The following is a 14,198-nucleotide window of genomic DNA, read 5'->3' on the forward strand; positions in this document are numbered from 1 at the left end:
GTGCGACTGCGCAAGCAATCAAATGCAGGGGCGGTCAGGTCCGCGCTTGCATCACCTCTCGCCCCCGCGAATCAGTTCCCGATGACGAGACAACCCATCGCCTACGTTTTTGCCGTATGCCAACGCCGGCGATTTCCTCCCGCGCGAATTGCCGACTTTATTGAGAGAAGTCAATGCCATAGCACGCTGGCACCGGTTCTGTCACGGGTTTCGCCGGAGGCGCGTGCTATCATTGTGTAAGCTTGATCTGGCTTTGGGGCGTGCGCCGAAAACAACCAATCCCGCCACTCTCTCGTCATTCGCCGCCGGCGCTACCGGTGCAGAGCTGGACGGTGCGGTTGTCGACCCAGACTGGCTCGACCTCAGGCAAAGGGTATTCCTCACCCACGGTTGGCCGCGGCGCCTGATTCACGCTCCAGGCGCCAATACAACAGACCGGACTTCTTTGCTGCCCGATGCTTCTGGGCGGCCGGTTAACGCGTAAAATTGAATGCTTGGCCGATAAACGGCATGTCCGTTCGTCACAGGTGAAAACGGCTACACGTAGCAGCAACAGACACACACAGTATGTGCAGAACAGGGGTGGGACTATGAACACCATGCTTTATCCGGAACTTTATAAATCGCTCGAATCCGTTCGATGGGACATGGAGAAGGACATTCCCTGGGACAAATTCGATGCATCGCTGTTGACCGACGAGCAGGCCGCGACGATCAAGATGAACGCGATCACCGAATGGTCGGCGTTGCCTGCCACGGAAATGTTTCTGCGTGACAATCATCACGACAGCGATTTCTCCGCATTCATGAGCGTCTGGTTCTTCGAAGAGCAGAAACACTCGCTGGTGCTGATGGAATACCTGCGCCGCTTCAAGCCGGAACTGGTCCCGACTGAAGAGGAACTGCACGCGGTGCGCTTCGAGTTCGATCCCGCGCCGCCGCTCGAAACGCTGATGCTGCACTTCTGCGGCGAAATCCGCCTGAATCACTGGTATCGCCGCGCCGCCGAATGGCACACCGAGCCGGTCATCAAGCACATCTACGAAACCATCTCACGCGACGAAGCGCGCCACGGCGGCGCGTATCTGCGCTACATGAAGAAGGCGATGGCGCAAACCGGCGACATCGCGCGTGCCGCGTTCGCCAAGATCGGCGTGCTGATGGCGTCGGCGCGTCGCACCGAAAAGCCGCTGCACCCCACCAACCTGCACGTGAACCAGGCGCTGTTCCCGCGCGACACGATCCAGTCGCGTCTGCCGGATCCGGAATGGCTCGAGCGCTGGCTCGACGAGCAGATCCGTTTCGACGACGGCTGGGAAAAGAAGGTCGTCGAGCGCATTCTGCACAACCTGTCGCTGCTGTTCGAACGCACGTTCACCACCGCGCAGGAACTGAACCGTTATCGCAAGGAAGTGGTCGCGCGTCTGCAAGCCGCTGAACAAAGCCCGGCGCAGCAGCAACCGGCGTAACGGCTCGGGCGGTGTCAGCACCGTTTCAAATGGCGGTCCGGCAAGCGTGAGCTTGCCGGACCGTTTTGCTTCGAGCCGCCCAGCGTGTATCGTGGCGGCACCCGGCATTCCTCTTCCCGCAACTCCGTAACTCCCCAACTCTGTGACCGTGCGATGACCGCCATCTTTGAACGCAAGATTCTGACGCGCGATGCCCTGGCGAAGCTGCGTCCTTCGCTGCGCGCGCCCGTCGTATTTACGAACGGCGTGTTCGATATCCTGCATCGCGGTCACGTCACCTATCTGGCCGACGCGAAGGCGTTGGGCGCGTGCCTGATCGTCGGTGTGAATAGCGACGCATCGGTGCGGATGCTCGGCAAAGGCGACGACCGGCCGATCAACAACGAGGCCGACCGCATGGCCTTGCTCGCGGCGCTGGAAAGCGTCGACTACGTGGTGGGCTTCGGCGAGAAGACGCCGGTCGAGCTGATTTCCGCGCTGCGCCCGGACGTGCTCGTGAAGGGCGGCGACTACGACATGGACGCGCTACCCGAATCGGCGCTCGTGCGCGGTTGGGGCGGCAAGGCGATCGCGATCGCGTTCGAGCACGATCGCTCGACGACCGCGCTGTTGAAGAAGGTGCGAACGCAGGGTTGATGCTGCGCGTTGCCGCGCGAACGCGCGGCGCAATGCCGAGCGTCTAATCGACCGCGTCGCTCGGCCGATTACTGCGGCAACTCCAATGTCGAAATCCGTGCCTGCGGTGCGGGTCCGCCGACCACTGCCTGATCGGCCGCATCGGCGGCGCTGACCGGGCGCACCTTCAGCCAGTTCGGATGAATCTGGCGGTTCAGATGATTCGGCTCGCGTCCGCTGGCGGTGGGCATCGGGCCGAAGGCGCCACGCAGCGCGACGAAAGCCAGCACGTTGACAACAATCAGAATGGCGATCGGCCAGCGAAGCATCGTGGGTGTTTCCAATCCAGAAAGAAGTTGAGCGCGGGGCGGAGGGCGCAACTCGGTCGCACCCGCCCGGCAGGCATTCAGCCGCTTTGGCGCGCCGTATCCTCGGCGGCGATCAGCGCGAGCCCCGACAGCACCAGCGAATCGTGGCGAGTATGCGGCACTTTCAGCGCGCTCGCCACTTCGTCGGCGGCGCCGCCGCTGACCACGAGACGCACCGGCACTTGCCATTCATCCTGCAGATCGCGCCACATCCGCTCGATCAATCCGGCCTGCGCCAGCGTGCAGCCCGCCGACAGCGAGCGCGGCGTATCCGTTGCGAAAAACGGACCGCGTCGTGCCGCGTCGGCTGTAGCCGCCCCGTCGAGCAGACCGCGCGCGTGCGTGGCGTCGAGCGTCGGCAGTTGCGCGGTGTGCTCACCGAGCGAGCGCATCATCAGCGTCCAGCCCGGCGCAATCAATCCGCCGATAAACGCGCCGTCCGCACGCAACGCCTCGAGCGTCGTCGCGGTGCCGAAGGTCGCGAGCAGCAGATGTTCGCCGGGAAAGGCCGCGTGCGCGCCGATCATGCCGCACCAGCGGTCGCTACCGAGCGAGTGCGGTGTCGTATAGCAATTGGTCACGCCGCATTGATGAGCGCTCGCGCGGATCGTCGCGAGCGGCAGTTGCGGCCAGTACGCTTCGACGAGCGCGGCGATGTGCGCCGCGATCTGCGTGCCCGCGACGTTGGAGAGCCACGCGCCGCAGGGCGCCGGCAAGTCGGCCCAACCGGTTTGCGAAGCAGATTGCGCGCGTGGCCCGGCAATGTCGTGATGCGCGAGCGCACCGCTCGCCAACTGCGTCCCGTCCGGCTGCACCAGCGCCCACTTGATCCGGCTATTGCCCGCGTCGATCAGCAGATAAGGCGCGCGCTGCGTCATGCGGCACCGTCGGCGAGGCGCAGCGACACGTCGCCGGTCGCGATGCTCCGGCGGCCTTCGGCCGTATCGAGCAGCAACTGGCCGCGTTCGTCGACGCCCGCCGCCACGCCGCGCGCGAGTTCTTGACCCTGCTCGAGCAGCACCACATCGCGGCCCGCGTATGCATGCACTCCGTTCCAGCGAGCCTGGAACGGTGCGAAGCCTTCAGCGCCGAAGCGCTGCAGCATCGGTTCGAGCGCGTTCAATTCGGCGGCAAGCGTATCGGTCAGATTCGCGTTCGGCAGCGCGCGCTGCAACGCGGTCGGCACGGTGCCGCGCGCCTGCGGCGATACCTCGGCGTTCAGCGCGCCGACCTTCGCCGCGAGTTCGTCGGCGCCCTTCACGTTGGTGCCGATGCCGATCACGACCGCGCTCGCGTCGTCGGTGCTCCACGCGGTTTCGATCAGGATGCCGGCGAGCTTGTCGCCTTCGAGCAGCACGTCGTTCGGCCACTTCAGCGCGATCTGTCCGGGACCCGCGACCGGCAGCGAGCGCAGCCCGTCGACGAGCGCGACGCCCACCGCGAGGCTCAAGCCCGCGAGCCCTTCGAGCGGGCGCGGCAACACGCACGCGACTGAAAACAGCAGCGCGTTGCCTGGCTCCGCGTACCACGGCCGGCCACGACGGCCACGCCCGGCGGTCTGCAGATACGCGACGCGCACGATCGGCCGCGGCAGCGCGTTCGCGTGTCGCGGCAGTGCTTTCATGTGGGCCATCAGATCGGCGTTGGTCGAACCGGTTTCTTCGACGATTTCGATCGGCCAGTCATGCGCATGCGCGCCGAACAGTTTGACCGCGCGCTCGCGATCGATGCGCCAGTCGGCGGAAGCCGACGACGAGGCCGCGGCCGCGCTTGCCGCAGCGGGCGGAGAGGCGGGAGTCTTGGAGGCATTCATGCCTCGTATTGTAGCCACAGCAAACCCGCCTGGGACTCGAATGCGGACCGGCGAGGAGGCGACGCGGATCGATGCACATCCTGGCGGACCGGGCGGCCGAGCCTTCGTTACAATGGCCGCTAATCCGATAACCAGATTCACGCGATCCTTGAACTACGACACTCCGCCCGGCCTTGAAGTCGCGGCCGGCAGCCAAGGCAAGATCGTCCGTCTCTCGGGCCAGTGGACGGCGCTCGCGCTCGCGCGCGATCGCGACACCGGGCACGTGATTCCGCAACTGCGTTCGCTGACCGGCGCGCAGGGCATCGGCGGGTGGGACCTGTCGCGCGTCGACAGCATGGACCACGTCGGCGGCCAGGCGCTGTGGCGCGTATGGGGCCGCAAATTGCCGCCGGGCACCGCGCTCACGGACACGCAGCGCGACATCTTCGAGCGCATCGCGCTGCTCGACACGGTGCGCGAGAGCGCCGAGCCGGTCACGCGCTTCGATCCCTTCACGCGCCTCGGCCTTGGCATCTTCTCGTTCGTCGAGCACATGCAGGGCGGCGTCACGATGCTCGGGCGCTTCGTGCTCGATCTGCTCGCGATCCTGCGCAAACCGAAACTCACGCCGTGGACCGAAATCTCCGCGAACATCTACAACGCCGGCGCCCGCGCGCTGCCGATCACTGCGCTCGTCGCGTTCCTGATCGGCATCGTGTTGAGCTATCTGTCGGCACAGCAATTGCGTATCTTTGGCGCGAACCAGTTTATCGTCAATATTCTCGGCCTCGCGGTGATTCGGGAACTCGGCCCGGTCTTGTCGGCGATTCTAGTGGCGGGCCGCTCGGGCTCGGCGATCACCGCGCAGATCGGCGTGATGCGCGTGACCGAGGAGCTCGACGCGATGCGCGTGATGGGCATCCCGCACGGTCTGCGGCTGATCCTGCCGCGCGTGATCGCACTGTCCGTCGCGATGCCTCTGCTCGTGATGTGGACCAACGTGATCTCGTTGACAGGCGGTGCGCTCGCCGCGAAGCTCGTGCTCGGTATCGACATGAGCTTCTTCGCGCGGCAGCTGCCCGTCGTCGTGCCGATCGCGAACCTGTGGATCGGCCTTGGCAAGGGCGCGGTGTTCGGCATGCTGATCGCGCTCGCCGGCTGTCATTTCGGTTTCCGTATCAAGGCCAATTCGCAGAGTCTCGGCGAAGGCACGACGACCTCGGTGGTCACGTCGATCACCATCGTGATTCTCGCGGACGCGGTGTTCGCGATCCTCTTTCAGAACGTGGGGCTCGGATGATCGCGCCACTAACCGAAGCCGTACGCGGCCAGCCCGTACCGTCGATCGCCGAGCCGGTGATCGAGGTGATCGACATCACCAAGCGCTACGGCCGCAACATCGTGCATCAGCATCTGAGCCTCGACGTGCGGCGCGGCGAGATCGTGTCGATCGTCGGCGGCTCGGGCTCGGGCAAGACCACGCTGGTGCGGCAGATTCTCGGCCTCGAGCGGCCGTCGCGGGGCACGATCAAGCTGTTCGGCGAAGACCTCGCCACGATCTCCCCCGAGACCGCGCTGCTGATGCGCAGCCGCTCCGGCATGCTGTTCCAGCGCGGCGCGCTGTTCTCGTCGCTGTCCGTGTTCGACAACGTCGCGCAACCGGTGCGCGAGCTCGGCAAGGTGCCCGAAGACCTGCTGCGCGACATCGTGATGCTGAAGCTCGAAATGGTCGGGCTGCCGTGCAAGCACGCGTCGAAGATGCCGTCGGCGCTGTCGGGCGGCATGATCAAGCGGGTCGGCATCGCGCGCGCGATCGCGCTCGAACCCGAACTGCTGTTCCTCGACGAACCGACCGCCGGCCTCGATCCGCAGGCGTCCGACGAATTCGTCGAGCTGATCTCCGGGCTGCATCGCGCGCTCGGTCTGACGGTCGTGATGGTCACGCACGACCTCGACACGATGGTCGCGCTGTCGACGCGCGTGGCCGTGATTGCCGATCGCAAGGTGCTCGTCAACGCGCCGGTCGAGGAGGCCGCGGGCGTCGACCATCCGTTCATCCGCGAATATTTCCTCGGCCTGCGCGGGCGCCGCGCGCTGCAGGCGCTGCCGCCCGAGCGTCGCGCGAAGCTGCCGCGGGCGGCGCTCGAGCCCGCGTCGTCCGAGTTGTCGCTGTGAGGCCGGTCGCCGCGAAGCAGGCCGCTATGAACCAGGAAAACTGACAATGGAAAACAAAGCACATGCGTTCTGGGCCGGGCTCTTTACGGTCGTGCTGACGGCGGCGATCGCGCTGGCCGCGTATCTGTTCAACGTCGACCGCACCGTGCGGGTGCCGTACGACCTGATCGCGCGCACCAACGTGACCGGCCTCTTTGCGGACGCGGCGGTGCGCTTTCGCGGCCTCGACGTCGGCCGCGTACAGTCGATCAAGTTCGATCCGACCCATCCGGGGCAGATCCTGATCCGCATCATGGTCGACGAGCACGCGCCGATCACGCATTCGACGTTCGGCAGCCTCGGCTTGCAGGGCGTGACCGGCATCGCGTTCATCCAGCTCGACGATACCGGGCGCGACCTGACGCCGCTGCACTCGTCGGCGCACCAGGTCGCGCAATTGCCGATGCACCCCGGTCTGTTCGACCAGTTGCAGCAGCGCGGCGACGTGCTGCTGCGCAAGCTCGAAAAAGTCACCGACAACGTGAACGACATGCTGTCGCCGGAAATGGTCGAACAGCTGCACGAGACGGCGGCGAGCATCGCGCAGGCGGCTTCGGGCGTCGCGACGCTGACTCGTGAGATGGCGCCGGTCGCCAGCAAGCTGCCGGGCACGATCGACCAGCTGAACCACACGCTCGCCTCGACCGACCAGATGATCACCGGCCTGAACCGTCCGGACGGACCCCTCGAGCGCAATCTGAACAAGGTCGGCACGGCCGCGCAGCAGGCGGGCGATGCGCTCGCGCAGATGAACACGTCGCTGCAGGACCTGTCCGCGCGGGTCGGCTTCGAGACGCTGCCGCGCGTCAATTCGCTGACCGAGGACGTGCGCTCGGCGGCGCAATCGATCGATCGCGCCGCCGACACCTTCAATACCAATCCGCGCAGCGTGCTGTTCGGCGCGCCGCGCGCGGCGCCGGGTCCGGGCGAGGCCGGCTTCGCGTGGCCCGCGGCCGCGCCCGCAGCCCATTAAATTGGCAGGCTAGAACAGAGGAAGATGCCCATGTCACGCTCGATTCACCGACTGTTGTTCTCGCGCGCCGCGCTCGCGGCGCTGCTCGCGTTCGGCGTGCTGGCGGCGGGCTGCGCGGGCACGTCCGCGGTCGTGTCGGACGTCCGCTACGACTTCGGACCGCCGCCGCAGGCCGCCGCCACGAGTCGGCTGGCGGCCGTCAAGGTGCTCGAGGTGAGCGCGCCGTCCGTGCTCGAATCGGACCGGCTGACGTATCGGCTGAGCTACGCCGATGCGCAGCAGATGGCCGCCTACGCCAACAGCCACTGGACGATGATGCCGTCGCAACTGCTGACGCAGCGCCTGCGCAACGCGCTGAGCGAGCGCGGCACCGTGCTGACGGGCGCGGACGGCGTGAGCGCGCCGGTGCTGCGGGTCGATCTGACCGAGTTCGAGCAGGTGTTCGCCAGCCCGACCGACAGCCACGGCGCGATCACCGCGCGCGCCACGCTGATGCAGGGTGGCAAGGTGGTCGGCCAGCACACCTTCGTCGCGCACGCGCCCGCACATTCGGCGGATGCGGCCGGCGGCGCGCGGGCGCTCGCCGCGGCCAGCGACGATCTCGTCGCGCAGATCACCGCGTGGCTCGGCTCGCAGGCGCTGGTCGCCGCGCAATGACGGGCAGGCAGCGCACGCAAAGGAGCGCCGCATGAGCGAACGCCCGTGGCTGCGCCGCCCGTCGACGCTGGCACGTCGGGCGCTGCTGCTGTACGCGGCGCTGATCGTGTACGGCTCGTGGTATCCGTTCTCGGGGTGGCGCTCGCTCGGCATCGCGCCGTTCGCCTATCTGTTCGATCCGATGCCGCAGTACCTGACGGCGTTCGACGTCGTCACCAACGTGCTCGGCTATATGCCGTTCGGCGCGCTGGTGGTGCTCGCGGTGTATCCGCGCTGGCGCGGCACGCTGGCCGTCGCGCTCGCGTTCGTGTTGGGCGGCCTGCTGTCGGGCACGATGGAAGCCGTGCAGACCTATCTGCCGACCCGCGTCGCCTCCAATCTCGACCTTGCGGCCAACACGCTCGGCGCGCTCGTCGGCGCGGCGATGATGTCGCCGTTAACCGGCGCGCTGCTCGATCGCGGCCTGTTCAGGCGTCTGCGGCTGCTGTGGTTCGAGCGCGGCCATGCGACGCTCGCGTGCATCGTCGCCGCGTGGCCGTTCGCGACGATGTTTCCGGCGCCGCGCCTGTTCGGCCTCGGCAACTGGCCGCGCGCGCTGTGGCTGAGCGTCGATCCGGCCACCCAGGACGCGCTGCTCGCGTGGACGCCGTCTGCATGGCAGGTCGGCACATGGCCGGCGGCGGCCGCCGCGTGGCTTGACGACGACACATGGGAAGCGCTGATCACGACGCTGAACCTGTTCGCGGCGCTCGCGCTCGCGTCGCTGCCGATGCGCCGTCATGCGCCGCGCGTGCGCCTGCTGTTCGTGTTCATCGTCGCGACCTTATGCGTGAAGGCCGGCGCGACGTTCCTGCAATCGCAATCGGGCCTCGCGTTCGACTGGGCGACGCCGGGCGCGTTGCTCGGACTCGTCTGCGGCACCGTCGCGGCGCTCGTCGCGCTGCCGCTGCGGCGGCGCGTGCGCGCGACGCTCGCCGGGGTCGCGCTGGTCATCGCACTCGTGTTCGTCAATCTGCTGCCGGTGAATCCGTATTTCGACGCGGTGCTCGCCGACTGGAGACAGGGACGCTACCTGCATTTCAACGGACTCGCGCGCTGGCTCGCGTGGATGTGGCCCTATGCGGCGCTGGTGTGGCTCGCGTTCGCGGTCGAGCGGGCGTGGCTGAAGCGGCGCGTGAAGCCGGCCTGACGCGCTTGCGCTGCGGCCGCCAGGCCCCGGCGCGTGCACAGCCCGGTCGCTATAATCGTCCGCACGACGGGCGCTTCGGCATACCGGATGCCGACTGCGCCATTGCACTTCCTTTCAGGCTCGCCTCCCGAACATCATGGATTCCTTTTACAAGCACCACGTTTTCTTCTGTCTGAATCAACGCGACCCCGGCGCCGAGCGTCCGAGCTGCGCGAACTGCAATGCGCAGGCGATGCAGGAGTACGCGAAAAAACGCGTGAAGCAACTCGGGCTCGCCGGTCCCGGCCAGGTGCGCATCAACAAGGCCGGCTGCCTCGATCGCTGCGAACTGGGCCCGGCGCTCGTCGTGTATCCCGAGGCGGTCTGGTACACCTACGTCGACGAGAGCGACATCGACGAGATCGTCGAATCGCATCTCGTGAACGGCAAGGTCGTCGAGCGTCTGAAGATCGATCAATAACGCGAACCACGAAACGATCCACAGGCATCCCGATGAACGTCAACACGAAGAAGTATCTGATCGACGGCCCGGTCGGCAAGATCGAGGTCGCGCTGGACCTGCCCGACGACGTGCGCGATAAAAGCGCCGCGCCGCGCGGCATTGCGCTCGTCGCGCATCCGCATCCGCTGTTCGGCGGCACGATGGACAACAAGGTCGCGCAGACACTCGCGCGCACGCTCGTGCAATTGAACTACGTCACGTACCGGTCGAATTTCCGCGGCGTCGGCCAGACTCAGGGCGAACACGACGCGGGCGTCGGTGAGCGTGACGATCTGTGCGCGGTCCTCGAGCACATGCGCGCCGATCCGGACTTTGGCGATCTGCCGCTCGTGCTCGCGGGCTTTTCGTTCGGCACCGTGGTGCTGTCGCACGTCGCGGCGAAGCTGCGCGACGAAGGCCGGGATATCGAGCGCATCGTGTTCGTCGGTACCGCGGCGAGCCGCTGGGACGTCGCGCCGGTGCCCGAAGGCACGCTCGTGATTCACGGCGAAGTCGACGAGACCGTTCCGATCCAATCCGTGTTCGACTGGGCGCGGCCGCAGGAACTGCCGGTCGTCGTGATTCCGGGCGCCGAGCACTTTCTGCATCGTAAGCTTCACATCCTGAAGCGCATCATCGTCGACGCCTGGCGCTGAAAACGCTCGACACGCGTTTTGCGGGGGACAGGTACGCGCAAACGTGTGCAAATCAACGACACACGCACGAAGTTGACCAGGTAGCGCGCGTATAATGAGCGCTCTTTTTTTGGGCACAGCGCCGCCCAGCCGGCAGAATCGCGCGCCGCGGAATCATTTCGCGGGAGGGCGCGGCCGGGTGCTTAGCGCTGTGCTCGCGAACCGATTGCGTCGCCATCAGTCCAACGGGCGCCCGCCGTTTTACGGCCAGATGCCCCGCCGACCGGCTCCCCCAACTCCGCGCGCTGTCGCGCAACGTATTTTTCTGCACCAATCGACCCTATGCGTTTCTCCTCCTCTGGCCGCACGTCTTCCCCGTCAGTCGCTTCTTTCATTCCCACTTCGCTCAATCGTGCCATCGCCGTCGGCCTCGTGCTGCCGGCCACGCTGGTCGCGAGCACCGCGTTCGCGCAGGTTCCTCCGCCGGGCGTCAACGCGCGCTCGTGGGTGCTCGTCGATGCGACCAGCAACCAGGTGCTCGCGTCCGCCAATGCCGACGAACGCGTCGAGCCGGCGTCGCTGACCAAGCTGATGACCGCGTATCTGGTGTTCGAAGCGCTCGGCACCAAGAAGATCACGATGGATCAGAGCATCGAGCCGAGCGAAGCCGTGCGGCGCGTGCGCAACGACGAGTCGCGCATGTTCATCGAGGCGCTCAAGCCGGTGACCGTGCACGACCTCGTGTACGGCATGATCGTGCAGTCGGGCAACGACGCGGCGATCGCGCTCGCCGAACTGGTGGGCGGCAACGAGGCGCAGTTCGTCGACATGATGAACAAGGAAGCGCAGAAGCTCGGCATGAAGAACACGCATTTCGCCGACGTGAACGGCATGCCCGACCCGCAGCACTACACGACCGCGGGCGATCTCGCGATCCTGTCGGCGCGCCTGATCCGCGACTATCCGGACTACTACAACATCTTCTCGGTCAAGGAATTCACGTACAACAAGATCAAGCAGCCGAACCGCAACCGTCTGCTGTGGATCGACCCGAGCGTCGACGGTCTGAAGACTGGTCACACGCAAGCGGCCGGCTACTGCCTGATCGCGAGCGCGAAGCGTCCGCTGCCCGGCACGACCGACGCGTCGCGCCGTCTCGTCTCGGTGATGATGGGCGAGACCAAGGAACACGACCGCGTGCAGGACAGCCTGAAGATGCTGAACTACGGCTACACCGCCTACGACACGACGCGTCTGTACAAGGCGAACCAGGTCGTGGCCACGCCGCGCGTCTACAAGGGTTCGCAGGACAGCGTGCAGGTCGGCGTGAAGAGCGACCAGTACATCACTCTGCCGAAGGGCGCCGGCGACAAGGCGAAGCCGCAGATCGAACTGAACGATCCGCTGATCGCGCCGATCGCGAACGGCCAGCAGATCGGCACCGCCAAGCTCGTCGCCGACGGCAAGGTGCTCGCGCAGTTCCCGGTGCTCGCGCTGCAGCCGGTGCCGCAAGCCGGTGTGGTCGGCCGCGTGTGGGATTCGCTGATGCTGATGTTCAACAAGAAAAAGTAAGGGCTACGTCGCAATGACCGCTGTCTGCGAGGTTGCGCCGGACCCGATCGTTTATCTGAACGGCGAACTGGTGCCGTTGTCCGAAGCGCGCGTGCCGGTGCTCGACCGCGGCTTCATTTTCGGTGACGGCATTTACGAAGTGGCGCCGTTGTACGCGCACGCGAGCGGCCGCCGCACCGCGTTTCGTCTGAAGCAGCATCTGGCGCGGCTCGCGCGCTCGGTCGGCAAGATCGGCATCGCCAATCCGCTCGACGACGCTGGCTGGCGCGAGCTGATCGAGCGGGTGGTCGAAGCCAACGAAGCGGACGGCGGCTTGCGTGCTGATCAGGACGCGATCGCGTACATTCAGGTGACGCGCGGCGTCGCGAAGCGCGCTCACGCGTTTCCGGCCGGCGTGAAGCCGACCGTGTTCGTGATGGTTACCGCGCTGAGCCTGCCCGGCGCCGCGCAGCGCGCGAGCGGCGTCGCGTGCGTGAGCGCGGAAGATCGTCGCTGGCTCAATTGCGACATCAAGTCGGTGTCGCTGCTCGGCAACGTGCTGATGGCGCAATACGCGGCCGAAAACGACGCCTTCGAGACGCTGCAGTTCCGCGATGGTTTGCTGACCGAAGGGTCGTCGTCGAACGTGTGGGTCGTGAAGGATGGCGTGCTGGCCGCGCCGCCGCGCAGCAACAAGATTCTCGAAGGAATCCGCTATGGGCTCATCGAGGAGCTGACGGCCGAATGCGGCATACGCTTCGAGGCGCGCGACATCACCGAGGCCGAAGTGCGCGCGGCCGATGAAATCATCGTCAGCTCGGCGACCAAGGAAGTGCTGCCGGTCACGCGGCTCGACGGCGCGCCGGTCGGCGTGGGCCAGCCGGGCGCGGTGTTTGCGGCGCTGTATGCGGCGTATCAGCGAGCCAAGGCGGCCGAAGCCGCCGCGGCGCAAGAAGGAGTAGAGAATGAATCCCGAGAACGACTCACTGTTTGAATTCCCCTGCGATTTCCCGATCAAGATCATGGGCAAATCGCACCCCGAGTTTGCCGCGACGATCGTCGAAGTGGTGCGCGAGTTCGATAGCGAGGTCGATGCGTCGCGCGTCGAGACGCGGCCGTCGAGCAGCGGCACCTACACGGGGCTGACCGTCCACGTGCGCGCGACGAGCCGCGCGCATCTCGACGACATCTATCGCGCGCTGACCGGCCATCCGATGGTCAAGGTCGTGCTGTAACGCCGCACGCGGTTTTTCACCTCACGGCGCGGCGCGCAACGCGTCCGCCGTCGCCCCCTCCGCCGCAAGGCGCGCACTCGCCTCGGGCCCCGCCGCGCAGGCGAGATCGAACAGCTGCCTGAAGCGCGCCACCTCATCGAACACCCAGTCGCGAAACGCCTTGACCCGCGCGGTCTCCAGCGTCTGCGGCAGGCAGACCAGATAGTATTGCCACGGGCTGGGCCCATCCACATCGAACAGCCGCACGAGCCGGCCTGCTGCGATTTCGTGCATCGCGAGCGAGCGGCGCGTGAGTGCAACCCCTTGGCCGTCGACCGCCGCCTGCAGCAGATTCGACGAATCCTGATACAGCACGCCGCGTTTCGGCTCCGGCCAGTCGGTGAGGCCGGCGGCGTCGAACCACGGGCGCCATAGCTCGTCGTCGGAGCGCAGCAGCGGGACTTTGGCGAGATCGGCCGGGGTTTGAGGCAGCTTGCCGCCGTTGAAGTTGGGCGAGCAGGCCGGGAAGAAAATCTCGTCGAGCAGCAGCTCGGCGTGCAGTCCCGGATATTTGCCGAAGCCGAAACGGATCGCCACGTCGACGTCGTCGCGCGCGAAGTCCGTCAGCGCGTTGGTGGTCAGCAGCTCGAGATCCCACTGCGGATTCGCCTCGATAAAGCTGCCGATGCGCGGCGTCACCCAGCGCGCCGCGAACGACGACAGCATCGATATCACGAGGCGCCGCTCGCGGTCGCCGGCGCGTATCGCGCGGGTCGCATCGGCGAGTTCCATCAGCGCGGCGCGCACCTGGGTGGCGTAACGGCGGCCGGTTTCGGTGAGGCGCACGCGCTTGCCGTCACGCGCAAACAGCGACACGCCGAGCTCGGCCTCGAGCCCGCGGATCTGGTGGCTGACCGCGCCGTGGGTGACGAAGAGCTCGTCGGCGGCGCGCGAAAAGCTCTCGTGGCGGGCGGCGGCTTCGAACGCCTTGATCGCGTTCAGAGCGGGGAGTTGACGCAGGTCCATCGCAATATTTC

General features: G+C 66.5%; 16 protein-coding genes. 12 read left to right on the plus strand and 4 right to left on the minus strand.

Features of this window, described 5'->3' with window-relative positions; genetic code table 11:
- The first annotated feature begins 590 nt into the window (after positions 1-590).
- Positions 591-1,469, plus strand: a complete 879-nt coding sequence (locus AB3X95_RS22605; RefSeq protein WP_013088232.1) for a ferritin — start codon at positions 591-593, stop codon at positions 1,467-1,469.
- A 153-nt stretch (positions 1,470-1,622) separates the two neighbouring features.
- A complete protein-coding gene (gene rfaE2, locus AB3X95_RS22610) occupies positions 1,623-2,105 on the plus strand; it encodes a D-glycero-beta-D-manno-heptose 1-phosphate adenylyltransferase (RefSeq protein ID WP_176368334.1) in 483 nt (160 codons plus the stop codon).
- Between the two features lie 68 nt (positions 2,106-2,173).
- Here the strand turns inward: rfaE2 and AB3X95_RS22615 are convergent, their stop codons facing one another.
- The 3 genes from AB3X95_RS22615 to AB3X95_RS22625 form a co-directional block, all read right to left on the minus strand.
- Positions 2,174-2,413, minus strand: a complete 240-nt coding sequence (locus AB3X95_RS22615) for a hypothetical protein (protein WP_176122250.1) — start codon at positions 2,411-2,413, stop codon at positions 2,174-2,176.
- Between the two features lie 77 nt (positions 2,414-2,490).
- Positions 2,491-3,330, minus strand: coding sequence for a type III pantothenate kinase (locus AB3X95_RS22620; RefSeq protein ID WP_176122249.1), 840 nt, complete (start codon positions 3,328-3,330; stop codon positions 2,491-2,493).
- On the minus strand, positions 3,327-4,265 hold the full coding sequence (locus AB3X95_RS22625) for a biotin--[acetyl-CoA-carboxylase] ligase (RefSeq protein ID WP_176122248.1): 939 nt from the start codon (positions 4,263-4,265) through the stop codon (positions 3,327-3,329). The genes AB3X95_RS22620 and AB3X95_RS22625 overlap by 4 nt, the downstream gene beginning before the upstream one ends.
- Before the next feature lie 148 nt (positions 4,266-4,413).
- Here AB3X95_RS22625 and AB3X95_RS22630 point away from each other — a divergent pair, with 148 nt between their 5' ends.
- The 10 genes from AB3X95_RS22630 (at position 4,414) to AB3X95_RS22675 (ending at position 13,182) form a co-directional block, all read left to right on the plus strand.
- On the plus strand, positions 4,414-5,547 hold the full coding sequence (locus AB3X95_RS22630; protein ID WP_176109686.1) for an ABC transporter permease: 1,134 nt from the start codon (positions 4,414-4,416) through the stop codon (positions 5,545-5,547).
- Entirely contained in the window at positions 5,544-6,422 is an 879-nt protein-coding gene (locus tag AB3X95_RS22635) for an ABC transporter ATP-binding protein (protein WP_018436783.1), read from the plus strand. The genes AB3X95_RS22630 and AB3X95_RS22635 overlap by 4 nt, the downstream gene beginning before the upstream one ends.
- 46 nt (positions 6,423-6,468) lie before the next feature.
- Positions 6,469-7,434, plus strand: coding sequence for an MlaD family protein (locus AB3X95_RS22640; protein WP_176122247.1), 966 nt, complete (start codon positions 6,469-6,471; stop codon positions 7,432-7,434).
- Between the two features lie 30 nt (positions 7,435-7,464).
- Positions 7,465-8,091, plus strand: a complete 627-nt coding sequence (locus AB3X95_RS22645; protein WP_368622600.1) for an ABC-type transport auxiliary lipoprotein family protein — start codon at positions 7,465-7,467, stop codon at positions 8,089-8,091.
- A 31-nt stretch (positions 8,092-8,122) separates the two neighbouring features.
- Complete coding sequence (locus AB3X95_RS22650) at positions 8,123-9,280, plus strand: VanZ family protein (protein ID WP_368622601.1); 1,158 nt, start codon at positions 8,123-8,125, stop codon at positions 9,278-9,280.
- 136 nt (positions 9,281-9,416) lie between these two features.
- On the plus strand, positions 9,417-9,740 hold the full coding sequence (locus tag AB3X95_RS22655; protein ID WP_176122244.1) for a ferredoxin: 324 nt from the start codon (positions 9,417-9,419) through the stop codon (positions 9,738-9,740).
- 32 nt (positions 9,741-9,772) lie between these two features.
- Positions 9,773-10,417, plus strand: a complete 645-nt coding sequence (locus AB3X95_RS22660) for an alpha/beta hydrolase (protein ID WP_176122243.1) — start codon at positions 9,773-9,775, stop codon at positions 10,415-10,417.
- Positions 10,418-10,738: 321 nt separating this feature from the next.
- A complete protein-coding gene (locus AB3X95_RS22665; protein ID WP_176122242.1) occupies positions 10,739-11,968 on the plus strand; it encodes a D-alanyl-D-alanine carboxypeptidase family protein in 1,230 nt (409 codons plus the stop codon).
- Between the two features lie 13 nt (positions 11,969-11,981).
- Positions 11,982-12,941 (plus strand): D-amino acid aminotransferase, encoded by a 960-nt coding sequence (locus tag AB3X95_RS22670; RefSeq protein WP_368622602.1) that lies wholly within the window; start codon positions 11,982-11,984, stop codon positions 12,939-12,941.
- Positions 12,913-13,182 carry a DUF493 family protein gene (locus tag AB3X95_RS22675; protein ID WP_013088246.1) on the plus strand — a complete coding sequence of 90 codons (270 nt, stop codon included), beginning with the start codon at positions 12,913-12,915 and terminating at the stop codon, positions 13,180-13,182. Before AB3X95_RS22670 ends, AB3X95_RS22675 begins: the two co-directional genes overlap by 29 nt.
- A gap of 21 nt (positions 13,183-13,203) precedes the next feature.
- Here the strand turns inward: AB3X95_RS22675 and AB3X95_RS22680 are convergent, their stop codons facing one another.
- The gene (locus AB3X95_RS22680) at positions 13,204-14,187 is read right to left on the minus strand and encodes a transcriptional regulator GcvA (RefSeq protein WP_176122239.1); all 984 of its coding nucleotides are present in this window, start codon (positions 14,185-14,187) and stop codon (positions 13,204-13,206) included.
- Between the last annotated feature and the right edge of the window lie 11 nt (positions 14,188-14,198).

The organism is Paraburkholderia sp. BR13444, from assembly GCF_040948755.1.
Lineage (GTDB): Bacteria > Pseudomonadota > Gammaproteobacteria > Burkholderiales > Burkholderiaceae > Paraburkholderia > Paraburkholderia youngii.